This is a genomic window from Stappia sp. 28M-7 (assembly GCF_014252955.1).
GTDB lineage: Bacteria > Pseudomonadota > Alphaproteobacteria > Rhizobiales > Stappiaceae > Stappia.
The window spans coordinates 1,226,687-1,251,070 of sequence record NZ_JACMIA010000001.1; the positions used below are offsets into that span (position 1 = coordinate 1,226,687).

Annotated in this window: 24 protein-coding genes; 14 read left to right on the top strand and 10 right to left on the bottom strand. The window is 66.7% G+C overall.

Annotated elements, in window-relative coordinates; all coding sequences use genetic code 11:
- Position 1: 1 nt before the first annotated feature.
- Positions 2 to 1,129 carry an ABC transporter permease gene (locus tag H7H34_RS05520; protein ID WP_185924508.1) on the top strand — a complete coding sequence of 376 codons (1,128 nt, stop codon included), beginning with the start codon at positions 2 to 4 and terminating at the stop codon, positions 1,127 to 1,129.
- 117 nt (positions 1,130 to 1,246) lie between these two features.
- Here H7H34_RS05520 and H7H34_RS05525 read toward each other — a convergent pair whose 3' ends face one another.
- The gene (locus H7H34_RS05525) at positions 1,247 to 1,552 is read right to left on the bottom strand and encodes a hypothetical protein (protein WP_185924509.1); all 306 of its coding nucleotides are present in this window, start codon (positions 1,550 to 1,552) and stop codon (positions 1,247 to 1,249) included.
- Between H7H34_RS05525 and H7H34_RS05530 the strand changes: the two genes are divergently transcribed.
- Both H7H34_RS05530 and H7H34_RS05535 read left to right on the top strand, forming a co-directional pair.
- Positions 1,551 to 2,744 carry an HlyD family secretion protein gene (locus H7H34_RS05530; protein WP_185924510.1) on the top strand — a complete coding sequence of 398 codons (1,194 nt, stop codon included), beginning with the start codon at positions 1,551 to 1,553 and terminating at the stop codon, positions 2,742 to 2,744. The genes H7H34_RS05525 and H7H34_RS05530 overlap by 2 nt on opposite strands.
- A 1-nt stretch (position 2,745) precedes the next feature.
- A complete protein-coding gene (locus tag H7H34_RS05535; RefSeq protein ID WP_185924511.1) occupies positions 2,746 to 4,725 on the top strand; it encodes a glycosyltransferase in 1,980 nt (659 codons plus the stop codon).
- Here H7H34_RS05535 and H7H34_RS05540 read toward each other — a convergent pair whose 3' ends face one another.
- The 4 genes from H7H34_RS05540 to H7H34_RS05555 form a co-directional block, all read right to left on the bottom strand.
- Positions 4,726 to 5,829, bottom strand: a complete 1,104-nt coding sequence (locus H7H34_RS05540) for a cache domain-containing protein (RefSeq protein ID WP_185924512.1) — start codon at positions 5,827 to 5,829, stop codon at positions 4,726 to 4,728.
- A gap of 288 nt (positions 5,830 to 6,117) precedes the next feature.
- Positions 6,118 to 6,603: a nuclear transport factor 2 family protein gene (locus H7H34_RS05545; RefSeq protein ID WP_185924513.1), complete on the bottom strand. Its 486-nt coding sequence runs from the start codon at positions 6,601 to 6,603 to the stop codon at positions 6,118 to 6,120.
- A 67-nt stretch (positions 6,604 to 6,670) separates the two neighbouring features.
- A complete protein-coding gene (locus H7H34_RS05550) occupies positions 6,671 to 7,651 on the bottom strand; it encodes a pyridoxamine 5'-phosphate oxidase family protein (RefSeq protein WP_185924514.1) in 981 nt (326 codons plus the stop codon).
- A gap of 41 nt (positions 7,652 to 7,692) precedes the next feature.
- Complete coding sequence (locus H7H34_RS05555; RefSeq protein ID WP_185924515.1) at positions 7,693 to 8,310, bottom strand: glutathione S-transferase family protein; 618 nt, start codon at positions 8,308 to 8,310, stop codon at positions 7,693 to 7,695.
- A gap of 112 nt (positions 8,311 to 8,422) precedes the next feature.
- On the opposite strand from H7H34_RS05555, the gene H7H34_RS05560 reads away from it, so the two are divergent.
- Positions 8,423 to 9,325, top strand: coding sequence for a LysR family transcriptional regulator (locus tag H7H34_RS05560; protein ID WP_185924516.1), 903 nt, complete (start codon positions 8,423 to 8,425; stop codon positions 9,323 to 9,325).
- 85 nt (positions 9,326 to 9,410) lie between these two features.
- Here the strand turns inward: H7H34_RS05560 and H7H34_RS05565 are convergent, their stop codons facing one another.
- Positions 9,411 to 9,896: an Lrp/AsnC family transcriptional regulator gene (locus H7H34_RS05565; protein WP_245164984.1), complete on the bottom strand. Its 486-nt coding sequence runs from the start codon at positions 9,894 to 9,896 to the stop codon at positions 9,411 to 9,413.
- A gap of 160 nt (positions 9,897 to 10,056) precedes the next feature.
- Here H7H34_RS05565 and H7H34_RS05570 point away from each other — a divergent pair, with 160 nt between their 5' ends.
- Complete coding sequence (locus H7H34_RS05570) at positions 10,057 to 10,677, top strand: glutathione S-transferase family protein (RefSeq protein ID WP_371811361.1); 621 nt, start codon at positions 10,057 to 10,059, stop codon at positions 10,675 to 10,677.
- A gap of 37 nt (positions 10,678 to 10,714) precedes the next feature.
- On the opposite strand, the gene H7H34_RS05575 is transcribed toward H7H34_RS05570, so the two are convergent.
- A complete protein-coding gene (locus H7H34_RS05575) occupies positions 10,715 to 11,596 on the bottom strand; it encodes a LysR substrate-binding domain-containing protein (RefSeq protein ID WP_185924517.1) in 882 nt (293 codons plus the stop codon).
- A gap of 30 nt (positions 11,597 to 11,626) precedes the next feature.
- Between H7H34_RS05575 and H7H34_RS23695 the strand changes: the two genes are divergently transcribed.
- Positions 11,627 to 12,595, top strand: coding sequence for an NAD(P)-dependent oxidoreductase (locus tag H7H34_RS23695; RefSeq protein ID WP_371811450.1), 969 nt, complete (start codon positions 11,627 to 11,629; stop codon positions 12,593 to 12,595).
- On the opposite strand, the gene H7H34_RS05585 is transcribed toward H7H34_RS23695, so the two are convergent.
- The 3 genes from H7H34_RS05585 to H7H34_RS05595 all read right to left on the bottom strand — a co-directional run bounded on the left by H7H34_RS05585 (position 12,596) and on the right by H7H34_RS05595 (position 15,490).
- Positions 12,596 to 13,387, bottom strand: a complete 792-nt coding sequence (locus H7H34_RS05585) for a crotonase/enoyl-CoA hydratase family protein (RefSeq protein ID WP_185924519.1) — start codon at positions 13,385 to 13,387, stop codon at positions 12,596 to 12,598.
- Between the two features lie 89 nt (positions 13,388 to 13,476).
- The gene (locus H7H34_RS05590; protein WP_185924520.1) at positions 13,477 to 14,388 is read right to left on the bottom strand and encodes a LysR substrate-binding domain-containing protein; all 912 of its coding nucleotides are present in this window, start codon (positions 14,386 to 14,388) and stop codon (positions 13,477 to 13,479) included.
- A 256-nt stretch (positions 14,389 to 14,644) separates the two neighbouring features.
- Positions 14,645 to 15,490, bottom strand: coding sequence for an N-acyl homoserine lactonase family protein (locus H7H34_RS05595; protein ID WP_371811362.1), 846 nt, complete (start codon positions 15,488 to 15,490; stop codon positions 14,645 to 14,647).
- Positions 15,491 to 15,764: 274 nt separating this feature from the next.
- Here H7H34_RS05595 and H7H34_RS05600 point away from each other — a divergent pair, with 274 nt between their 5' ends.
- The 8 genes from H7H34_RS05600 (at position 15,765) to H7H34_RS05635 (ending at position 24,379) form a co-directional block, all read left to right on the top strand.
- Positions 15,765 to 16,382: a GntR family transcriptional regulator gene (locus tag H7H34_RS05600; protein ID WP_199681164.1), complete on the top strand. Its 618-nt coding sequence runs from the start codon at positions 15,765 to 15,767 to the stop codon at positions 16,380 to 16,382.
- 1,437 nt (positions 16,383 to 17,819) lie between these two features.
- Positions 17,820 to 18,719 carry an NAD(P)-dependent oxidoreductase gene (locus tag H7H34_RS05605; RefSeq protein ID WP_185924521.1) on the top strand — a complete coding sequence of 300 codons (900 nt, stop codon included), beginning with the start codon at positions 17,820 to 17,822 and terminating at the stop codon, positions 18,717 to 18,719.
- Positions 18,712 to 19,968, top strand: coding sequence for an alpha/beta fold hydrolase (locus H7H34_RS05610; RefSeq protein ID WP_371811363.1), 1,257 nt, complete (start codon positions 18,712 to 18,714; stop codon positions 19,966 to 19,968). The genes H7H34_RS05605 and H7H34_RS05610 overlap by 8 nt, the downstream gene beginning before the upstream one ends.
- Positions 19,969 to 19,987: 19 nt before the next feature.
- Positions 19,988 to 20,398, top strand: a complete 411-nt coding sequence (locus tag H7H34_RS05615) for a carboxymuconolactone decarboxylase family protein (protein ID WP_067221210.1) — start codon at positions 19,988 to 19,990, stop codon at positions 20,396 to 20,398.
- Positions 20,399 to 20,452: 54 nt separating this feature from the next.
- Positions 20,453 to 21,682: an ABC transporter substrate-binding protein gene (locus H7H34_RS05620; protein WP_067221212.1), complete on the top strand. Its 1,230-nt coding sequence runs from the start codon at positions 20,453 to 20,455 to the stop codon at positions 21,680 to 21,682.
- A gap of 83 nt (positions 21,683 to 21,765) precedes the next feature.
- Positions 21,766 to 22,656: a branched-chain amino acid ABC transporter permease gene (locus H7H34_RS05625; RefSeq protein WP_245164986.1), complete on the top strand. Its 891-nt coding sequence runs from the start codon at positions 21,766 to 21,768 to the stop codon at positions 22,654 to 22,656.
- Positions 22,653 to 23,642: a branched-chain amino acid ABC transporter permease gene (locus tag H7H34_RS05630; RefSeq protein WP_067221216.1), complete on the top strand. Its 990-nt coding sequence runs from the start codon at positions 22,653 to 22,655 to the stop codon at positions 23,640 to 23,642. The genes H7H34_RS05625 and H7H34_RS05630 overlap by 4 nt, the downstream gene beginning before the upstream one ends.
- The gene (locus H7H34_RS05635; protein WP_097176654.1) at positions 23,639 to 24,379 is read left to right on the top strand and encodes an ABC transporter ATP-binding protein; all 741 of its coding nucleotides are present in this window, start codon (positions 23,639 to 23,641) and stop codon (positions 24,377 to 24,379) included. The genes H7H34_RS05630 and H7H34_RS05635 overlap by 4 nt, the downstream gene beginning before the upstream one ends.
- Positions 24,380 to 24,384: the final 5 nt, after the last annotated feature.

Genomic DNA, 24,384 nt, shown 5'->3' on the forward strand with positions numbered 1-24,384 from the left:
AATGTTTCTGTGGCTCGCCAATGTCTATCGCCTGGGCGTCAAGGAACTCAGAAGCCTCGTCTTCGATCCTGTCCTGCTGCTGCTGATCGTCTATGTCTTCACGCTGGCGATCTATGCCGTGGCGACAGGGGCCAAGCTGGAGGTGCAGAACGCTTCCGTCGCCTATGTCGACGAGGACCGCTCCGCCCTGTCCGGACGCATCGTCAGTGCCATTCTGCCGCCGGAATTCGATACCCCGGTGGAGATCTCCGCCGACCGGATCGATGCGAGCATGGACAGCGGCGCCTTCGTTTTCGTGCTGCGCTTTCCGCCGGAGTTCGAAGCCGATCTTCTGGCCGGCCGCAAGTCCGAGATCCAGCTCAACGTCGATGCGACCGCCATGGCCCAGGCGGGCAACGGCACGGTGTTCCTGCAGTCGATCATCCAGGCCGAGACCGCGAAGTTCCTGAGCGGCAACGAAGACGCGGCGGCGCTGCCGATCAACCTCGTCGTCCGCGCCATGTTCAACCCGAACCTCGACTCGAGCTGGTTCAACGCGGTGATGCAGGTCATCAACAACGTCACCATCCTGTCGGTTCTGCTGACTGGGGCCGCGCTGATCCGCGAACGCGAGCACGGCACCATCGAGCACCTTCTGGTGATGCCGGTGAAACCGTCCGAGATCATGGTGGCGAAGATCTGGGCGAACGGGCTGGCCATCGTCGTGGCTGCAGTTCTGTCGCTGGTCTTCGTGGTGCAGCTTCTGCTGGGCGTGCCGATCCACGGGTCGATTGCCCTGTTCGTCTTCGGAGCCCTGATCTACATGATCTCGGTGACCGGGCTCGGCATCCTGATCGCGACTTTCACAACCTCGATGCCGCAGTTCGGCCTTCTCGCACTGCCGGTTCTGGTCATCATGAACCTGCTTTCCGGCAGCACCACGCCCATGGAAAGCATGCCCGAATGGCTCCAGGCGATCATGCAGGTATCGCCCTCGACTCACTTCGTTGCCTTTGCCCAGGCCATTCTCTACCGCGGGGCAGGGCTGACAACCGTATGGCCGTCGATCCTCGCCATGTCGGTCCTGAGCGCGATTTTCTTCGTCGTCGCCCTGTCGCGTTTCCGCAAGACCATGGCCGGTGCGCGCTGACGCGGCGCGCATCTTCCTGCGTACTTTCTGCAAGGCCATCGTCTTCTTGTCCGGCAAGGCAATGGATGTAAAACGCGCCTGCAAACCAGCTCTCGATCTCCACGTAGTTCATTGATTTTATTGAAAATTGGAGAGCGAAATCTCTCCGGAAGCGCCATTCCCCTCCCCAAAATCGCTCTCTCTCCCGTTGTCGGCCGCCTGCTGCAGTTTTGGTGCACGCGCGGCATTCTTGCCGATCGGACAGGCGAAACCTTTCGTTAACCATGTTTCCCGGCGGTGGCGGGCTGCCGTTTTCTCGACACCTTGCACTTTTTGGATTGGTGGAAGGGAGAGCGAGAGGGCGCGTTGACGGCTGTCGGTTCGTCTTTGCGGTACACCGGCTTTCTGCGCGCGATCACAAAGGGGAGGCACGAGAGCGCTCATGCGTCCGACGCGGCTCATCATCGGATTTCTCATCATTGCCATGGCGGTCTTTGTGATCGCCGGCGAACAACTGGCGGGCGTCAGTGCGGATGCGGCAATCAATGCCCGCGTCACGACCCTTCGCACGCCCATCTCCGGCACGCTGCGCCTCGATCAACGCTCGCTCGGGGCTTCGGTGGCCGAAGGAGAGGCGCTGGGGGCGATCGAGGATCCGCTGGTCGACAGCATCCGCCTCAACGATCTCTTGCGCGAGGAAGCCTTCACCAAGGCGGAGATTGCTCATCTCCGGCAGACGATCGAGGCTATCGAAGGGTCATTGGAGCAATTGCAGCTTCGGGCCGAGAACTACCGCGAAGACCGCGTGCGGCAGCTCGAGACGGAGTTGCGCTCGGCCCAGTCCCAGATCGCGGTGGCGCAGGCGCGCGTCGAGGAGGCGCGCGCCGCGTTCGACCGATCCCAGCAGCTGTCGGAGCGCGGGGTCGAGACGTCCGCATCCTTCGAGCGGATCCGGGCTGCGCAGCGGGTCTCCCAACAGGAGCTGGAAAGCGCCCGGCAAAAAGCGAACTCTGTCGAGATCGCGCTGAGCTCCGCGCGCCGCGGGACGTTTCTCGGGGACGGCTACAGCGACGTTCCCTATTCGGAACAGCGCCAGCTGGAATTGTCCTTGCGATTGAACGAGCTGAGTTCCGACCTGCAGGCGGAACTGGCGCGCGCCGAGGCGCTTGAACGCAGGACCGCCGCGGAGCGGCTGCGCGTCCATCGCCTCACATCGGCGGAGCTGACAGCCAACGTGTCCGGGAGAATCTGGGAGGTTCTGGCGTCCGACGGCGAAACCGTGCAGCGCGGCCAGGACATCATGCGGCTGATCGATTGCGACTCGAGCATCGTCACGCTCAGCGTCTCGGAAAGCGTCTACAACGGCCTGCAGCTCGGCGATCCGGCCATGTTCCGCGTGAATGCCGATGGACGGGCATTCGAGGGGACCGTGACGCGGCTGGCGGGCTCGGGTGCCCAAACGATCTATCGCAACCTGGCGATCGCGCCCAGCGAGCGTCACCTGGAGCGGTATGACGTGACCTTGCTGCTGCCCGCGCTTCGCAGCGATCCGGAGTTGGGCTGTGCGGTCGGGCGCACCGGCCGCGCCTTCTTCGAAGGACGCCCGCTGGATTTCCTGCGCGGGTTCTGGAACTGAGATGTTTCCGTTCGTCTACCTCAGCGAGACGGGCTCCAGCTTCATGCGCGTGGTCCTTGTTATCGGGGCCGGTGCCGTCGTGCCCTTGCTGTTCTCCCGGCGCTCGACCTGGCACCGTTCGTTCTTGTTCGCGGTCGCCGGCGTCCTGGCCGTCCGGTATCTGTGGTGGCGCGCGACGGAAACTCTGGCTCCGGCCGGCCTCACCTGGGACTGCATCGTCAGTTGGTCCTTCTTTGCTCTGGAAGCTGCAGCCGCCGTTTCCTCGTTGAGTTCGTTCGTCATCCTTGCCCGCACCAGGGACCGAAAGCAGGAGGCGACGGACAATGCCGGCTGGTGGGGCGAGGAAAAACCGCCGCGCGTCGCCGTGCTGATCGCCACCTACAACGAGGATCGCAATGTCCTGGAGAGGACGATCATCGGTGCGCTGGCGCTCGACCATCCGAACTTCGACATCCTGGTTCTGGACGATGGCCGCCGCGACTGGCTGAAGGAGTTCTGCCAGATGCGCGGTGCCCGCTATGTCACGCGCGATGACAACAAGGGCGCCAAGGCGGGCAACATGAACAACGCGCTGCGGGTGCTCGAGAGGGAAGGGGCACCGGATTTCATCGCCGTGCTCGATGCCGACTTCGTGCCGCATCGCAACCTCCTGTCGCGAACGCTGCCTCTCTTTCGTGATCGCTCCGTCGGTCTGGTCCAGACCCCGCAGCACTTCTTCAACGCGGATCCGATCCAGCACAATCTCGGCCTGAGCCGGTCCTATCCGGACGAGCAGCGCTTCTTCTTCGACCATCTGCAACCCTCCCGCGACGCCTGGGGGATCGCCTTTTGCTGCGGGACGTCGTCGGTCGTTCGCTGGAGCGCCTTGTCGGAGGTCGGCGGCTTTCCGAGCGACAGCATAACCGAGGACTTCCTGCTGACGCTTGTGCTGCAGGATCGCGGGCACCGGACCGTCTATCTCAACGAGCCCCTCAGCGAGGGCCTCGCGCCGGAGGGGCTGAAAGAATACATCACCCAGAGAAGCCGTTGGTGCCTCGGTCTGATGCAGATCGCGCGCGGCCGGATGGGACCGCTGGCGCCCAACAGGCTCCGCCTCAGGGACAGGTGGAGCGTTGTCGATTCCGTCCTCTACTGGACTGCGACATTCGCATTCCGGCTGGCTGCGTTCGTCTATCCGCTCTTCTACTGGTTCTTCAACATTACCGTCGTGGATGCCAGCGTGGCGGATGTGGTGAGCTATTTCGGGGTCTACTTCGCCTGGACCCTCATAAGCCTCAATGTCGTCTCCGGCGGCCTGGTGGTGCCGATCGTGAACGACGTCAGCCAGTTGCTCGGCGCCATCCCCATCACGCGCGCCGCCTGGACCGGTCTCGTTCAGCCGAAGGGCCACCCCTTCTCGGTGACCGCCAAGGGCGGTGACCGGAGCCAGGTCGTGGTGCAATGGCACATCATGGCGCCCTTCGTGGCGCTCTACGCGCTCACGATGGTCGGCCTTCTGATCGGCGTCCTGTCCGACACGTTCGCGTTCAACACCGCCGGCTCGGGCAAGATGGTGATCCTGTTCTGGAGCTTCTACAATCTGGTCGTGCTCGCGATCACGGTTCTGGCCTGCATCGAGCTGCCCCGGCGGGAGCGCCATCTGGACGAGGCGCCGGAACGGGCAAGGATCCGCATGGGGGACGAGGTCCGGCGGGTCTGGATCGTTGGGCTTACGCAGAACACTGTGCGGGTGCGCGGGACGAGGCTGTCGGATACCGAGCCGGTCGAGATCGAGATCGACGGGGTCGGTTCGATCCGGGCGGTGGTTTCCTCGCCCAGCGACGATGGCGCGCGGCTCCTGCTCGAGCCGACGCCCCAGCAATACGACGCCCTGCTACGCCGGTTCTATGCCTCCGGCGATGCTCCGGGCGTCACGCAGACGCGGTATCGCGGGCTAGTCGCCGATCTTGCGCGGCGGCTGTCGTCCACCACCGGCGACTAGCTAGCTGCCGGCCGGGCTCTCCGGGACGGTCTCCTGCAGGCGGGCGACGGCCGCGCTCAGTGTGTGCGCTTCGGCCGTGCTGGTGGCCTCGTACGGATAGGTTTCCTCGCCGGCCAGAATGGCGCTGGCACTGGCGGAAAGGCGTTGCAGCGGCCGAACGAAAATCTGGACGAACAGGACCGTCGTCCCTGCGAGCACAAGTCCGAAGCCTACAAGGAAAAGCAGAAGCGTGCCGGAGAGGGAACTTGCGGCCATCGCATTGTTGTCGATCCGGGCGACGAGGCTCCAACCGAAGGACGGCAGGTCGGCATATCCGACCTGCGGGATCACCGCGGTCTGATAGGAGATGCCGTCGGGCCAGGTCTCGAGCGCGGCACGCGCGGCGCCTGCGGTGGCCGCCCGTATGCTCGGCAGGTCCAGAGACGGCCCCACGACATCGGTCGTTGCCATCACGACGGTTCCCGTGCGGTCGACGATGAAGGCGTCGAGTTGCAGGGCCCGCGCCGTCTCCGTCAGGTGCGTTTGCGCCCAGGCGTAGTCCAGATGCAGGCCAAGAACGCCGGTCACGCTGCCCTGGCCGTCCTTGATCGGGGTTGCCAGATCGAGGAACTGGCGCCGCTCGCCCTCGGTGGAGGGAAGCAGGTCGGCCAGCAGGACCGCCTTGTGCACGTCGCCGGCGAAATCGCCTGTCAGCCCGCGCTGGAACCAGGGGCGCGTGGAGACGTTCTGCTGTTCCAGAAGCCCGCCCGAGGCGATGGTGACGGTGCCGTCGAGTGCCGCGATCCCGGCCCAGGACACCTGCGAGTTGTCGCCGACCACAAGGTCCAGCGACGTGCGGACCGAGGAGGCATCGCGCGAGGCGATGTCCCGCGCGATGGTGCGCGCCTTGCTCCATTCATGGTGGAGGGTACGGGCGAAATCCAGCTCGATGCCTTGTGCCCGTGTCCTGACCGCTTCTGCCAGTGCGATCTGTCGAAGCTCCGCCTGCCGCTGGTCGACGACGAGCCAGGCACCGCTCGCAGCCAGAAGGGCGTTGAGGACGACAAAGCCGTAAAGGGCGCGGGAGAGCGAGGGAGAACTGCCTCGCGAGAGCAGTCGGCTCATGGTCTCCTCCGGATTTCAGGAAGACGGGACGCCGTCGGCCCATCCGCAAGGTCGGGCGGACGAAGCAGGTTTTTGCCGTTGTCCCGCCATTCTGGCAGGCAGTGCCTCGGCGCGTTCGGCTCCGATCGCGGTGCCGCTGCCGTGTACGGCTCGCGTTCTGCAGGATGCGCGTTCCAGGACGACTTGTGCCTGTAGCGCGGCTGTGTCTACAGCCTGGGGGGATGGCCCGGCCAAGTCAAGCCACCGGCGATCCTCGCCGGTGGACGATCCCCGGCCGGGCCGAAGCCGTCAGAGCCCGAGATCGGAAAGTCCGGGATGGTCCTCCGGACGGGGACCGGGCGCCCAGTGGAACTTCCGGTCCTCTTCCCGGATGGGGATGTCGTTGATGCTGGCGATGCGGGTCTGCATCAGGCCGTGCTCGTCGAACTCCCAGTTTTCGTTGCCGTAGGAGCGGAACCAGTTGCCGGCGTCGTCGCGCCATTCATAGGCGAAGCGCACGGCGATCCGGTTCTCCGTGAAGGCCCAGAGCTCCTTGATGAGGCGATAGTCGAATTCGCGGGCCCACTTGCGGGTGAGGAACGCGGCGATCTCCGTCCGGCCCGTCGGGAACTCGGCGCGATTGCGCCATCGGCTCGCCGGCGTGTAGGCGAGGGCGACCCGCTCCGGGTCGCGGCTGTTCCAGGCATTCTCCGCCATGCGCACCTTCTGCTCGGCGCTCTCGCGGGTAAACGGGGGGAAGGGAGGGCGGCTTTCGGTCTTTGCAGACTGTGACATGTCGTGTGGTCCTCGGGTGCAGGTCGCAGGGGGTGACGTTCGGGACGCGGGGAGGGGCCGCCGCCGGTCAGGCGCCGGCCTCGTCCCAGGAACCCGTCATGCGCAGGAACGGCGAGAGCCCGTCCTCGCGGCTGTGCCATCTGAGCGTCGTCGCGGCGGTGCGATGGACGACGCGGCGGGGCCGGAATGTCCAGCGCCGCTCGCTTCCCTCGAAGGCGCGGCCCGCCGGCTCCTTCGGGATCACCTGCGCCTCGCCGGTCAGCTGCAGCAGGTCGCCTGTCTCGAAGTCGACAAACAGGAGCCCCGCCTTGCCGTTCGCAAGGATGTTGCCGAGCGTGTTGAAATGCAGGTTTCCCGCGAAGTCCGGAATGGTCAGGACGTCGTTCTGGCCCACATGGACGAAGCCCGGCTTGCCGCCGCGATGGGAAACATCCACCTGCCGCGCCCCGTCCTCCAGATCGACATAGCTGGCGACGAAGAACGTGTCGGCGCGCGCGATCATCTCCCGGGCCGCCCGGTCCAGTCCGTCCAACTCCCTGCTCTCGGGGCGGACACCGGGCGCATCCTGGCCGATGGTGACGTCGCGCAGCTGGATGTATTTCGGGCAGTTGCCGAAACTGTGCTCCACGCTCACGGTGAAACCGCCGGGGCCGACGCTGGCGAGCCGGCCGTTCATGCGGTTGCGCCGGCGTGTGTGAAGCTCGATGCCCAGCAGCCCGATACCGGCGCCGCTCGCCAGTCCCGGGGCGGTGGGGTCGTCTTCGTCCATGCCCGCCCGCACCTGCAGGGTGTGCGGATCGGGCGAGGTCGCAAACCCCGCCGGTCCGCTCACCAGGCTGGCCCAGACGTCTCCGGCATGGTCGACGGCGCCGACCAGCAGGAACGGCAACTGTTCGAAGAAGGCTCGGTGCTGGTCGGGCATGTAGCGGCGCACGACCCGGCGCCCCAGCGCGTCCATCCGCTCCGCCGCGCCGGCCTGTCGCTGCAGGGCCAGCTCGCCCTCGTGAAAGGGCGAGGCAGGCACCGCCGTCTCGTCGTGGTTCGTCATGGCGACTGTTCCTCGTCCTCTCATCGGGGGCGTTCTGTCCGCTAGCTTGCCGCGGCAAGGCCGACAGGCGTTGCCTGGAACGGCACGAAACCGGGAAGCGCCTCGATGCGCTCCAGCCAGGCCAGGACATGGCCGTAGGGGGCAAGGTCGACATTGCCCTCGGGCGCGCGTGCCACGTAGCTGTAGAGGGCGATGTCGGCGACGGTCGGCCGGGAGGCCGCCAGCCAGTCGCGATCCTGCAACTCGCTGTCGAGGACCTTCAGGATCGCGTGGGCGCGGGAGATGACTTCCTCGGCGTCGAACCTGGCGCCGAACACCGTGACCAGACGCGCTGCGGCCGGACCGAAGGCGATCTGGCCCGCCGCGATCGACAGCCAGCGCTGCACGGCTGCAGCCCCCGCCGGATCTTCGGGCAGCCAGTCCGTCCGGCCCGCCTTCTTCGCCAGATAGACCAGAATCGCGTTGGAATCGGGCACCAGAGTGCCGTCGTCGTCCAGCAGCGGCACCTGTCCCAGACGGTTCAGCTGCAGGTAGTCGGGGGCCTTGTGGGCACCGTTGGCTAGATCGAGCTCGACGAGATCGACCTCGAGCCCCAGGAGCGAGCAGAACAGCTGCGCGCGGTGCGAGTGGCCGGAGAGGGGGTGATGATAGAGCTTCATGGCTGGGCTTTCCTGCTGAAGTGGATGAGCCCGATATTGGTTGTTTCTCCATTCGCGTGAATATGATGAATTAGAAATGGTTTATTCCATTTTGAGGAATAGTGAGGGCGTCATGGACCGTTTTCTGGCGATGAGGGTTTTCTCCAAGGTCGTCGAGACGGGAAGCCTCGCCCGCGCCGGCCGCGAGCTCAACATCAGCCCGCCGGCGGTTACGCGTGCGATTGCCGGGCTGGAGGAGGCCATCGGCACACGCCTGTTGATCAGGACCACCCGGAAGCTGACGCTGACGGAGTCCGGGCAGCGCTACATCGAGGACTGCCGTCGCATCCTGATGGATCTGGAAGAAGCCGAGGCCGCGGCTGCGGGCGCCTTCTCGCAGCCGACCGGCACGCTGACCGTGTCCGCTTCGGTTCTTTTCGGGCGCATCTATGTCTTGCCCATCCTGACCGAATATCTCGACCTGCACCCGGAGGTCGCCGCAAGGGCGCTGCTTCTCGACCGGGTCACCAACATGGTCGAGGAAGGGATCGAAGTTGCCGTCCGGATCGGACAGCTGCCCTTGTCGAACCTCAGTGCGGTCAAGGTCGGGACCGTCAGGCGGATCGTCTGCGGTGCGCCGGATTATCTGGAACGCCACGGCACGCCCCGCACGCCCGAGGATCTCGCCGGGCATCGCATCGTGGCGGCGACCAGCGTCTGGACTTCGCCGGAATGGCGCTTCGGCAAGGAAGAGAAGACCTCGGTCCGCGTTTCGCCGCGCCTTGTCTGCAACACCAATGAAGGGGCGATCGAGGCGGCGGTGCGAGGCTGGGGCCTGACGCGGGTGCTGTCCTACCAGGTGGCGCCGCTTGTGGCCGAAGGAAAGCTGGTCCCGGTCCTCAGCGACAGCGAAGAGGAACCGCTCCCGATCCACATCGTGCATCCGGAGGGGCGCCGGGTCACGGCCAAGGTGCAGGCCTTTGTGGAGCTTGCCTCAAGGCGCCTCAGGGACAATCGACTTCTCAATACCCGGTGACAGGAAAGGCCGGAGACGTGCGACAAGCCGGGTTAGCGCGCCCTGTCCCTGCCATCCCGTCGTGAGGTCGCGCTGCCCGCGTCCGTTACTCCAGTGGCACGGCCGCGCCGCGCTTCAGGGTGCCGAGGGCCACGCGTGTGCGAAAGCGGCGGATATTTGCGTTCTCGCTGACCATGCGGTGCATGAGGCCGTCATAGTCTGGGATGTCGCGCGCGGCGATCACGAGCACGAAATCGCTGTCACCGGTGACGTACCAGGCTTCCTGGACGGCTCCCTCGCGCATGATCCAGCGCTTGAAGGCGGCCAGGAGTTCCGGCCGTTCGCGCTCGACCTCGACATCGACGATCATGCTCAGCGGGTACCCGGCGGTTCCCGGATCGACAATCGCGACCTCTGCGGAGATCGCGCCGCTCTCGCGAAGGCGCGCGATGCGTCGTTGGACCGCCGAAGGCGAAAGGCCGATCTCTGCGCCGATCTTGTCGGCGGACAGGCGCGCATTCGCCTGCAGCAGGGCGAGTAATCTCCGGTCGAGTTGATCGAGGGTTTGCGGCATTTGCGCGTTGATCTCCAAACATGCGCGTGAAATGCGCGTCATTTGTTCAAAGGATCGGAAAAATTCCTGAGATTGCGAAAATATAGTTCGCGAACGCCCGGCTTGGAGAGCAATCCGGCGACTGCAGTCACGTCGCACCCGATGCCGCCGCCGGTATCTCCTCGACTTTCTCTGGAGAATGGATTTGCAACTTTTCTATCAGACGCATTCGCCCTATGCCCGCAAGGTCCTGGTCTTCGCCCACGAGGTCGGCCTTGTGCCCCGACTGGACGTCGTTCATCACGAAACCAGTCCCACCCGGCAGAATGAGCAGGTCTTCAGGGTGAACCCGCTCGGAAAGGTGCCGGTTCTCGTCTGCGAAGATGGAACTGCGCTCTTCGATTCTCCGGTCATCTGTGAATATCTCGATGAACTGCACGACCGGCCGAAGCTTGTCCCCGCGCAAGGGCCGGCACGCTGGGAGGCGCTTCGCCTTCAGGCGTTGGCTCAAGGCATCTGCGATGCTGGGATCCTGCTGCGCTGGGAACAGGAACGGCGACCGCAGGCATTCCGCTACGCTCCGTTTGCCGACGGGCAGGCCGAAAAGCTTGTGGAGTCTTACGAGTTCATCGAACGCGCCATCAGCTTGGAAGGTCCTGTGACCGTTGGACATATCGCGCTTGCGACAGCGCTCGACTGGATCGTGTTCCGTCAACTGCCTGTCTTCGGCAATTACCCCAGGCTGATGGCCTGGTACGGTGAATTTACCTTGCGGCCGTCGATGCAGGCGACGAGTTACAGCGGGAAAACGCAAGACTGAGCAAGATGATGCGTTTGCCGATGTAACGAGCAGGCGGCTATGGGCTTTCGTGCCCTGCGATGTGCCGCTCTGCCGTTTCGCGCAGGATCGTGCAAAGCTGGGCTGCGGCCGGCGAGGGGGCTTCCGCGCTCAGCAGCCTCACCTCGATCGGCGGCAAGTCCGGCAATCCTTGTGCCAGACGGTCGATCTCCCGCAGGTCCGCCGGAATGCGGTGCCGCGTGCGCGCCGTGATGCCGTGGCCGGTCCGCATCGCGGCCCACAATCCCGGAAGGCTCGGCGTCGTCAGTGCCAGCCGCCAGGGACGCCCGGCCTGGTCGAGGCCGCGCAGCGCCGTCTGGCGAAACAGGCAGGGATGGTCGAACAGCACGAGCGGCAGCGGGTCTTTCGTCTCCCGGCTCGTGTCCGTTCCGATCCATACCAACGGCAGCGTGGCGATCTTCTCGCCGTGTCCCTCGGGCCCTTGCGGGAAGAAGGCGAGGGCGGCATCGAGCCGCCCGGCGTGCACCTCCTGCGCCAGCGTGTGGTTGCGGCCTGCGCGCACCTCCACATGGGTGCCGGGATGTCCACCGGCGAAGGCCTGCAGCGTGGCCGGCATCACATCCTCGAAGAAGTCCTGCGGCAGTCCGAGCCGGATCGCGGCGGGCGCCGCGGCGGCGCCCAGCCGGTCCAGTGCCGCATCGTTCAGCGCCAGGATCCGCCGCGCATGGGCGAGCAGCGTCTCGCCGGCCTCCGTCGGCACCAGGCCGCGGCCGCTGCGCCGGAACAGGACCTGCCCGGTCTGCTGTTCCAGCTTCTTCAGATGCATGCTGATCGCCGATTGCGAGCGGCCCAGCACAGAGGCAGCCCGCGCGAAGCTGCCGAGCTCGATGCCCGCAACCATGCTGCGCAGCGCATCCATGTCGAGATTTGCCTTAATCATCCCGAAATCCTGAAATGACGATCCCATATTATCCGATATTCGAAAGGTGCGCAGCACGCTAGCTTCGGCCATGCTGAAAGGCGAAGCGAGCAAGGCGAACGGGAGAGCGGGATGCGTGTCGGGTTTGTCGGTCTTGGCGTGATGGGGCAGCCGATGGCGCTCAATCTGGCGCGGGCGGGCGTCGATCTGCTGGTGTGGAACCGCACGGCCGAGCGCTGCGCCCCCTTGCGCCAGGCCGGCGCAAAGGTGGCGGCGAGCGCCGCCGACGTGTTCCGGAACGCCGACGTGATCATCCTGATGATGGCGAACGGCGCGGCCACCGACGCCGTGCTCGGCCGGGGCACGGAAGGCTTTGCCGGCACCGTCGCCGGCCGGCTGATCGTTTCGATGGGCACCAGCGCGCCGGAGTGGTCGCGCGGGCTGGATGCCGACATCCGCGCGGCCGGAGGGCGTTATGTCGAGGCGCCGGTCTCCGGCTCCCGCGTGCCGGCGGAGGAGGGGCAGCTGGTCGGCATGCTGGCGGGCGGCGACGACGACGTTGCGATGCTGCGCGAACTCTTGAGGCCCGTTTGCCGCGAGACGATCCCCTGCGGCGCTGTGCCGGGCGCGCTCACCATGAAGCTGTCGGTCAATCTGTTCCTGATCACCATGGTCGCCGGCCTTGCCGAGGCTTTTCATTTCGCTGAGCGGCAGGGCGTGGATCTGCAACGTTTTCAAGCGGTTCTCGATGCAGGGCCGATGGCCAGCGCCGTCTCCCGGATCAAGCTCGCCAAGCTGTGTGCCGGCGACTTCTCGGTACAGGCGGCGATCTCTGACGTGAAGATGAACAGCGGGCTCGTCGCCGAGGCTGCGCGCAGCGCCGGGATCGCCGCGCCTTTGCTCGATGCGGCCGACGCGCTGTTCGGCGAGGCGGAAGGGCTGAGCCTCGGAAAGCAGGACATGGCCGCCGTGGTCCAGGCGATCGCAGCCCGCACCGACGGCGGGCCGCAAGGCGCCTGATCAGGTGCCCGAATAGGCCGGCACCCGCCGCTCGACCCAGGCGCCGAGACCTTCGTGAATGTCGTTCGTCGCGGCCATCCTGGCGAACTGCTCGCCCTCGGCCAGCAGGCCTTCGGCGATGGTCATGTTGAGGCCGCGGGTGACGGCGGCGATGATGCCGGCCACCGCCAGCGGCGAGTGGCGAAGGATCCGGTGGGCGAGGGCGCGAGCGCGGCTCATCAGCTCGCCGGGCGGCACGACGGCGTTGACCAGCCCCATCTCGAGCGCCTGCCCGGGGCCGAAGGGATCGCCGGTCAGGAGCAGTTCCAGCGCGCGTTTGCGGCCCGCAAGCCTAGGCAAACGCTGGGTTCCGCCGAAGGTCGGCGGGATGCCGATGGCGATTTCCGGCTTGGCGAAACGGGCCTGCGAGCTGGCGACGGCCAGGTGCGCGGCCTCGGTGATCTCGCAGCCGCCGCCATAGGCAAGGCCGTTGACCGCGACGATCACGGGCTTCGGGAAGGCTTCGAGGCGGGCGGTCATCGCCTGACCGCGGCGGACGAAGTCGCGTACCGCGCGGGCCGGGCCGAGCCGGACGCTTTCGCGAAACTGCGGAATGTCGCCGCCGGCAGAGAAGGCGCGCTCGCCGGCGCCGGTCAGGATCACCGCCTTGATGCGGGTGTCGAGCTCGATCTCCTCCAGCCGCTCCAGCAGCCGGTCGGCCATCTCGTAGTTGATCGCGTTGAGCTTGTCCGGGCGGTTCAGGGTCAAGGTGGCGATGCCGCCGTCGATATCGCACAGCACGGTGTCGGACATGGGGTTCTCCTCGTCGGTCCAGTCAACCCATGCTGGGCCGCAGGCGCGCCGGACACAAACGAGGAAAGCTTGCTTGAAATGACTGAAATTCACTCGAAAAAGGGTGCGGCCTCGCCCTTCAGCCAGCGCAGGAAGGCGGCGATCTCGCGGCGCGGCTCGTGGCCAGAGGGCAGCAACGCCCAATAGCCGGTGCGCACGGGCACGGGCGGGCAGCCGGCGAGCGGCGAAAGGTCGGGCGCTGCCAGGGCGCTGGCGCAAAGCGGCAGGCGGGCAAGGGCGATACCGAGCCCTTGCGCGGCGGCTTCCAGCGCCAGGTCTACCGTGTCGACATGAAGGCCGCGGCCCGCAGGCGGCGGCGTGTCCGTCGCAGCTGAAACCCCTCCGGCAAACCAGGCCGCCCAGTCGTGCTCGACCGTCGCCACATGGATCAGCGGCGCCCGTGCCCAGTCGATCCGCCCCTCGCGCCGGGGCAGGCGGGCGGCGAGATCGGGATGCGCCACCGGCTGCAACGCCTCGCGGAACAGCAGCTCGGAGCGCGCCGGCGGCCAGGGCGCGGGGCCCATGCGAATGGCAAGGTCGACGCCGTCGAGCGGAAAGACCGCCTGCCGGTGGCTGGTGTCGACATGCAGGTCGATCTCCGGGTGCCGGCCGCGAAACCGGCCGAGCCGCGGCACCAGCCAGCGGCGGGCGAAGGTCGGGGCGACGCTGACGCGGATCCTGCGGGCGCCGAGCAGCGGCGACACCCGGTGCGCGCCGGTGGCGATCATCGACAGACCCTCGCTGACATAAGGCAGCAGGTCTTCGCCGGCGGCGGTGAGCGCGACCGAACGTCCCGACCGGTCGAACAGCGGCGCGCCGAGCCAGGTTTCCAGCGTGTCGATGCCATGGCTGACGGCGGACGGGGTGAGGCCGAGCTCCTCGGCTGCCTGCTTGAAGCTGGCGTGCCGGGCAGCGGCCTCGAACAGGCGGAGCGAGGCAAGCGGCGGCAGGCGCAGGCCCATGGGCGTCTCCCCTTGGAAATGAATTTCTCTCATTTAAATGCCGGAAAACCGCACCGGGCAAAGGAGATTTGGGCAGGCCGCCCCACCGCGTCGGCAGGCTGGCCGGAAGGCCTTGTCCCCGATTGCGAGACTTGCGACGGTTTTTGCAAAAATCCGTCTCAATTCTCGCGAAAATCGATGCGGACCGTCGCAAATTCCCGAAATCGGCGAAAACCGGCGTGTTGGGACCGAGTCTGCCTCCGGGGTGCCGGCCCGCTCACACCCCCTTGCGGATGAAGACGGCGTCTTCCCAGTCGGGCTGGACGCGGGGATAAAGCGTGACGACGTCGGGGTCGTGGCCGGGCAGGATCTCGCAGCCGGCCTCGATCAGCTCGTGCAGCACGCGGTAGCCCTCGACCGTCCGGTAATAGTCGGCGAAGACCGGAAAGATCTGGCCGTCGGTCAGGTAGCGGCGCAGGTGTAGCGCGTCCGAGGCGATGACCAGCGGCGTCTCGCCGTCGACCACCAGGATCTGCAGCCCCTTCGAGTGACCGCCGATGAGGCGGGCGGTCAGACCCGGCAGCAGCGTGTAATCCCCCTCGTGGAAGCGCACCCGGTCGCGATAGACCATCTCCACCGCCGTCTTGACGTCCTCGACCGCGAAGGGCTTGCGCATCCGGGCGTGGCACATGCAGCGCCCGGTCGCATAGGCCATCTCCGCGTCCTGCAGGTGGATGGTCGCGTTCGGAAAATGGCGCAGGTTTCCGGCGTGATCGTAGTGCAGGTGGGTGATGAAGACGTCGGTGACGTCCTGCGGCTCCACTCCGATACGCTTCAAGGCTTCGACCGGGTGGGTCAGCAGGATCCGCTGGCGGGCGGCGCCTTCCTCCGGCGCGAAACCGGTGTCGACCAGCACGGTCCTGTCCCCGTTGCGGCAGAGCCAGATATAATAGTCGAGACGGGCCTCGCCCTCGTGCGGGTCCGGGTCGAGCACCGCATGGTTCCCCGGCAGGTCCTTGGTGGCATAGCGCAGCGCGATCACCTCCCAGGGCTTGGCCGGCCCCTTGAGGGACTGCGCGCGGCCGGGCGCGGGGAAACCGGGGATCTTGCTGGTCGTCGTCACGGGAACCTCCCTCCCTTGTCTGCCCGCAGGCCGGTGCCGCAAAAGGGTGCGGCAAACGGAAACGGGCAGGTTGTCTGACAATCTGTCATTTTCGGTCTATACTCGCCGGCGAGCCAGATGTCTAACATCGAGCGCAGCCGCATTCGGATATGCTATGGAACGCGGAGCAACCGGTGCGGGACAGGCCGGACGGAAGAAAGTGGAATCGATGGAACAGGCGAGACTGCGAATCTCGAAACAGCGCGCGACGATTCGGCATCTGGTAGAGGAAAAGATGCGCGAGCTGATCGCCACCGGTCATTTCAAGCCGGGCGACCGTCTCATCGAACGCGAACTCTGCGAGACATTCGATGTCGGCCGCACATCGGTGCGAGAGGCACTGCGTCAGCTGGAAGCGGAAGGCCTGATCCGCACCGAGCCGCATCGCGGTCCCATCGTCACCAAGGTCTCCTTCGAGGAGGCGCAGCAGCTCTATCAGCTGCGTGCGCTGCTGGAAGGGTTTTGCGGCGCCGAATTCGCTGCCAAGGGCTCCGACGAGGAGCACCAGCGGCTGCATGCGGCCTGCGAGGCCTTCGCGGCGGCAGCCGAGGGAAAGGCCCCGACCGAGCAGCTGGTCGCGCGCAAGGCGGAGTTCTATCGCTGCCTGATCGCGGGCGCGCGCAACATCTATGTCGAGGACATGCTGACCTCGCTGCACAACCGCGTCTCGATGCTGCGCGCAACGACGATGACCCAGCCGCACCGACTGCCGAAAAGCGTCGAGGAAATCCGCGACATCACCAAGGCGATCTGCGCCCGCGATGCCGAGTGGGCACGCCGCGCCAGCATCACCCACGTGGAAGAAAGCAGCAAGATCGCCCTGCAGCTGCTGAGCGACGCGGAAGTCGCCTGAGGGGCTCGGCAGGCGTGAGCCGGAAAGCATCGCCACCTCCTCGGCTGTCACGCCTGCGCAGGCAGGCGTCCAGTATCCGCTGGGGCAGATGGTGGCGCAAAGCTGGCCGCCGCCGGCGGTTCGGCCGCAGGGCCGAGGCCCGACTTCAATCGTCCGAGTGTACTGGATCCCGGTCTTCGGCTTCGCCGAAACCGGGATGACATCCTGTGGTCGGGGTTTGCGCGGGCGTGTCCTCACTGCCGCTCTGGGAACGAATGGGCCCCGGGTCGCGCTTCGCTTGCCCGGGGTGACGGCCGAGGGGATGTGGGTTCGTGCCTCTTTCTCGAGGACGGCAGAGGGGATGCGAGGCGTTCCTCCCTCTCGGAGGTCATCCCGGCCGCAGGCGAAGCCGGAGAGCCGGGACCCATTGGCATCCTCGGCAGGTGTGAGGCGGGAGTGCATCGCCACCTCCTCGGCTGTCACGCTTGCGCAGGCAGACGTCTAGTATCCGCTGGGGGTGATGGTGGTGCAAAGCTAGCCGCCGCCGGCGGTTCGGCCGCAGGGCCGAGGCGCGACTTCAACCGTTCGAGTGTACTGGATCCCGGTCTTCGGCTTCGCCGAAACCGGGATGACATCCTGTGGTCGGGGTTTGCGCGGGCGTGTCCTCACCACTGCTCTGGGAACGAATGGGCCCCGGGTCGCGCTTCGCTTGCCCGGGGTGACGGCCGAGGGGGCGGTTGACGGCCGAGGGGATGTGGGGCCGTGCCTCTTTCTCGGGGACGGCCGAGGGGATGCGGGGTCGTGCCTCCCTCTCGGAGGTCATCCTGGCCGCAGGCGAAGCCGGAGAGCCGGGAGCCATTGGAACCCTCGGCAGGTGTGAGACGGGAGTGCATCGCCACCTCCTCGGCTGTCACGCCTGCGCAGGCAGGCGTCCAGTATCCGCTCGGGGTGATGGTGGTGCAAAGCTAGCCGCCGCCGGCGGTTCGGCGGCAGGGCTGAGGCCCGATTTCAATCGTCCGAGTGTACTGGATCCCGGTCTTCGGCTTCGCCGAAACCGGGACGACATCCTGTGGTCTGGGTTTGCGCGGGCGTGTCCCCACCACCGCTCTGGGAACGAATGGGCCCCGGGTCGCGCTTCGCTTGCCCGGGGTGACGGCTGAGGGGATGCGGGTTGACGGCCGAGGGGATGCGGGGCCGCGCCTCCGTCTCAGGCTGAGGTTCAAGCTTTCTCCCAACCCGGCCTCCCCCAACCTGCGCCCCCAACCGCCTCCTGACCTCCCGCCTATTCCCCCTCCCAACCACCCTCCTTGCGCGGTTTCACGCCCGTGTCGCGATCTTGCCGCGGCAGGTTTGCCTGCAAGCGCAGGCACTTGCGCGACTGATTGACAGATTGTCTGATAATCTGATAATGCCGCCCTGTCAGTTATGCAGAGGCTGAAAGCCAGGGAGTTACGGAAAATGGTCGAGCAAACGGTCGCCGCGAAAATCGCCTTCATCGGCCTTGGTCGGATGGGGCTGCCGATGGCGGTCAACCTGGTCTCGGCCGGCTATCAGGTCACCGGCTACGACCGCTCGAAGGAGGCCTGCGCGGCCTTCGCCGCCAAGGGCGGCACGGCGGCGGACAGCGCTCGTGCGGCGGCTGCCGGCGCCGAGATCGTCATCACCATGCTGCCGACCTCGGCCATCGTCGCCTCCTGCCTCATTGGCGAGGAGAACGCGCTGGCGGACGTGGCGCCGGGCGCGCTGGTGATCGACATGAGCTCGTCGGTGCCCGCCGACACGCTGAAGCTCGCCGAAGAGCTGAAGACGCGCGGTCTCTCGCTGGTCGATGCGCCGGTCTCCGGCGGCGTCGGCAAGGCCATCGACGGCACGCTGGCGATCATGGTCGGCGGCGAGGCGGGCGATGCGGCCCGCGCCGAGCCGGTGCTGAAGGCGATGGGCGACCGCATCTTCCTCGCCGGCAAGCTGGGCGCCGGCCATGTGATCAAGGTGCTGAACAACTACGTCTCGGCGGCCGGTGCGCTGGCCGCGGTCGAGGCGCTGATCGTCGGCCGCGAGTTCGGCCTCGACGAGGACGTGATCACCGACATTCTCAACGCCTCCACGGGGCGCAACAACACGACCGAGAACAAGGTCAAGAAGTTCATCCTGTCGGGCGCCTTCAACTCCGGTTTCGATCTGGCGCTGATGTCCAAGGATATCGGCATCGCGGCGGGGCTCGCCGGCGATCTCGGCCTCGACATGAAGCTGCTGGCGCGCACCTCGCAGGAGTGGAACGCAGCGACGGACGAACTGCCGGCCGGTGCCGACCACACCGAAATCTATCGTTATGTCGACGGCGGTTCGCGCCGTGGCTGACCTGCTCGCCACCCTTGTCGGCCGTCTTCAGGCCGCCTCCGGCGACCCGGAGCTGACCCGGTTGTCGCCGGGCCTGGCCGTGGCGCTGTCGATCCGTTCGGGCGGCGCACGCGCCGTGCTGTGGATCGAGGAGGGCAGGGTGGAGCCAGCGGGTGCTGCAGTCGTCGCCGATATCGAGATGCGCCTCGGCGAGGGCGTGCTGGAGAAGATGCTTCAGGTACCGCCGCCGCCGCGCCATCAGGGTTTTACCGCGCTGCAGATCGCCAATCCGGATGTGACGGTCGAGGGCGATGCGCTGGGCCTTGCGAGGGCGCGCGCCGCGCTGGAGCGGCTGTTCGAGATGGCGCTGGCCGCGCCCGAGCTCGCAGCGCTGAGGCGCACCCGGCGCATCGAGGGGGTGACCGGGCGCAGGATAACGCTGAACTGCACCGAAGGTCCGCTGGAGATCCACACGGAGATTGCCGGCCGCAACGGCGCGGTGCCGCTGGTCTTCCTGCATACGGCGGGGGCGGACGCGCGCCAGTTCGAGGCGCAGATGGCCGACAGCGCGCTGGGCGATGCCTACGAGCTGCACGCGCCGGACATGCCCTTTCACGGGCGCTCGATGCCGCCGCTCGGCTGGGACGGTGCGCCCTACACGCTGACGGCGGACCGCTATCTCGACTGGGTGAAGGCTTATCTGGCGCAGGTCGTCGGCCGGCCGGCGATCCTGGCCGGCTGCTCGATGGGCGCGGCGGTGACGCTGGTCTGCGCGGCCCGCGCGCCGGAGCTGCTGCGCGGCGTGCTGCCGATCGAGCCGCCTTACCGCTCCAAGGGGCGGATCAACCGGGGGCAGAACGACGTCGGCGTCCATGCCGGCCTGCACAACGGCGCCTTCGTGCGCGGGCTGATGGCGCCGACCTCGCCGGAGGGCTATCGCCGCCGCGCCGCCTGGATCTACTCGCAAGGCGCGCCGGGCGTCTATCAGGCCGATCTCGGCTTCTACTCGCTGGAATTCGACGGCGAGGAGATCGCCCCGATGGTCGATGCCACCCGCCTGCCGGTGGTGCTGCTGTCTGGCGCCTACGACTACTCGGCAACGCCGGACGACGGTGCGCGGCTCTGCGCCCTGATGCCGGGCGCGCGCCAGATCGTCATGCCCGATCTCGGCCATTTCCCGATGACCGAACATCCCGACCTTTTCGCCGGCTACCTGGATCAGGCGCTGGCGCTTCTCGCCGCCGGACCCGGCGCCCCCTCTCACTCGTGAGCAACTGAAGGAAGCAACGATGACCACCAAGACCATGCGCCCCGATGGCACGCCGGCCGGCGAGCGCTTCGAGGCCGGCCTGAAGACCCGCCGCGAGGTGCTGGGCGATGCCTATGTCAACGCCTCGGTCAACAAGGCGACCGACTACAACTGGCCGATGCAGCAGCTCGTGACCGAGTATTGCTGGGGCGACGTGTGGAACCGCGAGGGCCTCGGCCGCCGCGAGCGCTCGATCCTCAACCTCGGCATGATCTCGGCGCTCGGCCGCAGCCACGAGCTGCGCCTGCATGTGCGCGGCGCGATCAACAACGGCCTCACCAAGGAAGAGATCCGCGAGATCATGCTGCAGGTCGCCATCTATTGCGGCGTTCCGGCAGGCATCGACAGCTTCCGCACGGCCCAGGAAGTCTTCGAAGAAATGGGCATCTGAACTGCGCAGCGCCCGGAGCGATATCCGGGCAACCACCCCTGGGAGGAACCTAAGATGACCAAAGACACGTCCAAGTCCCCGTTCAGCCTGTCGCGTCGCCAGGTGCTGGCGGCCGGTGCCGCTACGGCGCTGACCATGCCGTTCTACGCGCGCCGCGGCTTTGCCGCCGACACGATCAATGTCGGCGTGATCCAGCCGCTGTCGGGCGCCAACGCCCAGTTCGGCATCAACTCGCGCAACGGCATCCAGCTCGTCGCCGACGAGATCAACGCCGCCGGCGGCATCAAGTCGATGGGCGGGGCCAAGATCAACCTGATCATCTCCGACGCCACGTCCAACCCGACGCAGGCCGCGACCGTGGCGCAGCGCATGATGTCGCAGGACGGCGTGTGCGCGGTGCTGGGCGCCTTCGCCTCGTCGCTGACGCTGGCGATCTCCGAGGTGACCGAGCGCCGCGGCGTGCCGCTGCTCACCATGTCCTTCTCGGACCAGGTGACCGGCCGCGGCTTCCGCAACATCTTCCAGGTGGTCTCCAAGGCCTCGCAGCTGGGCTCGGCGACGATCACCCACACGCTGGATCTGGCCCGCAAGGCCGGCGACGAGATCACCAAGATCGCCATCATGTACGAGGACACCGCCTACGGCACCTCGCAGGCCGGCGGCCTGCGCGCCGCGGCGGAAGCCAACGGCATCGAGGTGGTGATGGACGAGGCCTATCCGCTGGGCATCACCGATGTGTCGCCGCTGATCAACCAGCTGCGCCGCACCGAGGCCCAGGCCGTGTTCCCGGTCTCCTACCTCAACGACAGCCTGCTGATCATCCGCAACATGCGCCAGCAGGGCATCAACCTGCCGACCATCGGCGGCGCGGCCGGCTACATCATCCCGGACTTCCGCAACGGCCTCGGCGATCTCGCCGACGACGTGCTGTCGATCTCGCCGGCCGCCTACGACCAGGCGCCGGAGTTCACCGAGCGGTTCCGCGAGCGTTTCGGCTACTTCATGGTGCACGAGGCGCAGGAGCATGCGGCCTGCATGGGCGTCCTCGCCTCGGCTCTGGAGAAGGCCGGCAACGCCGACCCGCGCCAGCTGCGCGACGTCATCGCCTCGGAGACCTTCGACGAGGGTTGGGCCACCGTCATGTCGGGCGGCAAGATCAAGTTCGACGAGACCGGCCTCAACGTCCACGCGGTGCCGATGATGGTGCAGTGGCGCGGCGACGAGCTGGTGACCGTCGCTCCGGCCGAATACGCCAAGGCCGAGGCCGTCTGGCACAGCCTCTGATCCCGACCTCAAGCCCCCGCTGAGGGGCTGCCAGGCTGCCGGGAGGGTGACCACGCCCTCCCGGCGAACCTTGTGAGGGGACAATGGAATACCTCATCATCCTGCTACAGACCCTGCTTGACGGGATCATGATCGGCGGCGTCTACGCGGTGCTGGCGATCGGTCTCAGCCTCGTCTTCGGCGTCATGCACATCGTCAACTTCGCCCATGCGGAGTTCATGATGATCGGCATGTTCATCGGCTGGGCGTGCTGGCACTTCTTCGGCCTCGACCCGATGCTCGGCGCCTTCATCGCGCTGGCGGTGACCTTCTGCTTCGGCATGGTGCTGCAGCGCGTGCTGATCCGCCCGGTGCTCGGCGCCCCGCAGGTCGCCCAGATCTTCCTGACCGTCGGCATGCTCTTCGCGCTGGAAAACGCCGCGCTGATGATCATGGGCGCGGAATACCGCTCGGTCACGACCCCCTACCAGACCCAGTCGCTGACGCTGTTCTCCTTCGGCAGCGAACGCGTGCTGGTGGGCATGGACAAGCTCTACGCCTTCCTGATGGCCCTGCTGTCGGGCAGCGCGGTGTGGCTGTTCCTCAACAAGACCCGCTTCGGCGCAGCCATGCGCGCGACCTCGCAGGACCCGATGGCGGCCAAGCTGATGGGCGTCAACACGGACCTGATGTACGCGGTCGCCTTCGGCCTCGGCGTCGGCACCACCGCCTTCGGCGGCTCGGTCGTGCTGCCCTACATCACCGCCTCGCCGGCGGTCGGCTCGGGCTACGCGGTGCTGATGTTCACGGTGGTTGTGCTCGGCGGTCTCGGCTCGGTGACCGGTGCGATCATCGGCGGCATCGCCGTCGGCATCATCCAGTCCTTCTCCGCCCTGTTCATGCCGATCCAGCTGCAGAACCTCGCGCTGTTCGTGGTGTTCATCCTCGTGCTGGCGCTGCGGCCGGAAGGCATCGTCGCCCGGAGGCGTTCATGACCCGCTCCAACACGCTCTCCATCGCGCTCCCCGCGCTGGTGGTCCTGGCGCTGATCGTTGCGCCGCTCGGGCTCGATCCCTTCGGCTACACGCTGCGCATCCTGTGCCTGATGCTGCTGTTCTGCGCGATGGGTCAGGCCTGGAACATCGTCGGCGGTCTCGCCAACCAGATCTCGCTCGGCCACGCGGCCTATTTCGGCATCGGCGCCTACAGCTCGACGATCCTGTTCGGCTCGTTCGGCCTGTCGCCGTTGCTCGGCGTGTTCGTCGGCATGTTCCTGGCGGCGATCTTCGCCCTGGTGCTGTCGCTGCCGACGCTGAGGCTCAAGGGCCACTACTTCGCGCTGGCGACCCTTGCCGCCGGCGAGGTCGCCCGCGTCGTCGCCAACTCCTGGACCAGCGTCACCGGCGGGCCGGTCGGCATCTCGGTTCCCTACCGTCCCGATGCCGGCTTCTGGGCGCTGCAGTTCCAGACGGTGCTGCCGAACTACTATCTCTTCCTCGGCGCGATGATCCTGGTGTCGCTGGTGTTCTGGCTGGTCCAGACCTCGGCCTTCGGCTACCGGCTGCGCGCGATCAAGGAGAACGAGACGGCGGCCGAGGTGATCGGCGTCAACACCTACCGGGTGAAGCTGCATGCCTCGATCCTGTCGGCCGTTCTGACGGCGATGCTCGGCACGCTCTACGCCCAGTTCCAGTTCTTCTTCGATCCCGACACGATCTTCGGCGTGGCGACGATCTCGGTGAAGATGGCGCTGATCGTGATCCTGGGCGGAGCCGGCCGGCTCTACGGTCCCTGGGTCGGGGCGGCGGTGATCATTCCGCTGGAAGAGATGGCCAACTCCTATCTCGGCAACTCCATCGCCGGCCTGTCGCAGTTCGCCTACGGCATGCTGCTGATCGTGGTGATCCTGCTCAACCCGCGCGGCCTGATCTCGCTGTTCGAGTCCGTGCGCGACCGGCTCAAGGGGAGGCAGCGCGCATGAGCGGCCATCTTCTGGAAGTGCGGAACGTCACCCGGCGCTTCGGCGGCCTGGTGGCCAATTCCGACGTAACCTTCACCGTCTCGCCCGGCGAGATCATCGGCCTGATCGGCCCCAACGGCGCGGGCAAGACGACGCTCTTCAACGTGCTGGTGGGCATCTATCCGCCGAGCTCGGGCGAGGTGATCTTCGACGGCAAGAGCATCGGCGGCCTGAAGCCGCACCAGATCGCCAAGTCGGGCCTGACCAAGACGTTCCAGAACGTCGCGCTGTTCGCCGAGTCCTCCGTGCTCGACAACGTCGTGACCGGCGGGCTTGTCAACCGCAGCCTTGCGGACGCGCGCCGCTTTGCGGCCGAGTGCCTGGAGCGGGTCGGCATCGGCGCGATCGCGCAGAAGAAGGCGGGCGACCTGTCCTTCCCCGAGCGCGCCCGCGTCGAGGTGGCCCGTGCCCTGTGCACCTCGCCCAAGCTCCTGCTGCTGGACGAGGTGATGGCGGCGCTGACGCCGGCGGAGATGGAGGAGATCATCGAGCTCGTGCGCTCGCTGCGCGACGAGGGCATGACCTTCATCGTCGTCGAGCACCACATGAAGGCGGTGATGAAGCTGTGCGAACGGCTGATCGTGCTGAACTTCGGCGAGATGATCGCCGACGGCACGCCCGAGGAAATCGCCAGCAACCGCAAGGTGCTGGACGCCTATCTCGGCGCCAATTTCTCGACCGAAGGGGAGGGCCACTGATGCAG

Excerpts from the sequence above, each read along its gene's own strand:
- H7H34_RS05520 (WP_185924508.1), top strand. The coding sequence starts at position 2 with ATGTTTCTGTGGCTCGCCAATGTCTATCGCCTGGGCGTCAAGGAACTC.
- H7H34_RS05530 (WP_185924510.1), top strand. The coding sequence starts at position 1,551 with ATGCGTCCGACGCGGCTCATCATCGGATTTCTCATCATTGCCATGGCG.
- H7H34_RS05525 (WP_185924509.1), bottom strand. The coding sequence starts at position 1,552 with ATGAGCGCTCTCGTGCCTCCCCTTTGTGATCGCGCGCAGAAAGCCGGT.
- H7H34_RS05535 (WP_185924511.1), top strand. The coding sequence starts at position 2,746 with ATGTTTCCGTTCGTCTACCTCAGCGAGACGGGCTCCAGCTTCATGCGC.
- H7H34_RS05540 (WP_185924512.1), bottom strand. The coding sequence starts at position 5,829 with ATGAGCCGACTGCTCTCGCGAGGCAGTTCTCCCTCGCTCTCCCGCGCC.
- H7H34_RS05545 (WP_185924513.1), bottom strand. The coding sequence starts at position 6,603 with ATGTCACAGTCTGCAAAGACCGAAAGCCGCCCTCCCTTCCCCCCGTTT.
- H7H34_RS05550 (WP_185924514.1), bottom strand. The coding sequence starts at position 7,651 with ATGACGAACCACGACGAGACGGCGGTGCCTGCCTCGCCCTTTCACGAG.
- H7H34_RS05555 (WP_185924515.1), bottom strand. The coding sequence starts at position 8,310 with ATGAAGCTCTATCATCACCCCCTCTCCGGCCACTCGCACCGCGCGCAG.
- H7H34_RS05560 (WP_185924516.1), top strand. The coding sequence starts at position 8,423 with ATGGACCGTTTTCTGGCGATGAGGGTTTTCTCCAAGGTCGTCGAGACG.
- H7H34_RS05570 (WP_371811361.1), top strand. The coding sequence starts at position 10,057 with ATGGATTTGCAACTTTTCTATCAGACGCATTCGCCCTATGCCCGCAAG.
- H7H34_RS05575 (WP_185924517.1), bottom strand. The coding sequence starts at position 11,596 with ATGATTAAGGCAAATCTCGACATGGATGCGCTGCGCAGCATGGTTGCG.
- H7H34_RS05585 (WP_185924519.1), bottom strand. The coding sequence starts at position 13,387 with ATGTCCGACACCGTGCTGTGCGATATCGACGGCGGCATCGCCACCTTG.
- H7H34_RS05590 (WP_185924520.1), bottom strand. The coding sequence starts at position 14,388 with ATGGGCCTGCGCCTGCCGCCGCTTGCCTCGCTCCGCCTGTTCGAGGCC.
- H7H34_RS05600 (WP_199681164.1), top strand. The coding sequence starts at position 15,765 with ATGCGCGAGCTGATCGCCACCGGTCATTTCAAGCCGGGCGACCGTCTC.
- H7H34_RS05605 (WP_185924521.1), top strand. The coding sequence starts at position 17,820 with ATGGTCGAGCAAACGGTCGCCGCGAAAATCGCCTTCATCGGCCTTGGT.
- H7H34_RS05615 (WP_067221210.1), top strand. The coding sequence starts at position 19,988 with ATGACCACCAAGACCATGCGCCCCGATGGCACGCCGGCCGGCGAGCGC.
- H7H34_RS05620 (WP_067221212.1), top strand. The coding sequence starts at position 20,453 with ATGACCAAAGACACGTCCAAGTCCCCGTTCAGCCTGTCGCGTCGCCAG.
- H7H34_RS05625 (WP_245164986.1), top strand. The coding sequence starts at position 21,766 with ATGGAATACCTCATCATCCTGCTACAGACCCTGCTTGACGGGATCATG.
- H7H34_RS05630 (WP_067221216.1), top strand. The coding sequence starts at position 22,653 with ATGACCCGCTCCAACACGCTCTCCATCGCGCTCCCCGCGCTGGTGGTC.
- H7H34_RS05635 (WP_097176654.1), top strand. The coding sequence starts at position 23,639 with ATGAGCGGCCATCTTCTGGAAGTGCGGAACGTCACCCGGCGCTTCGGC.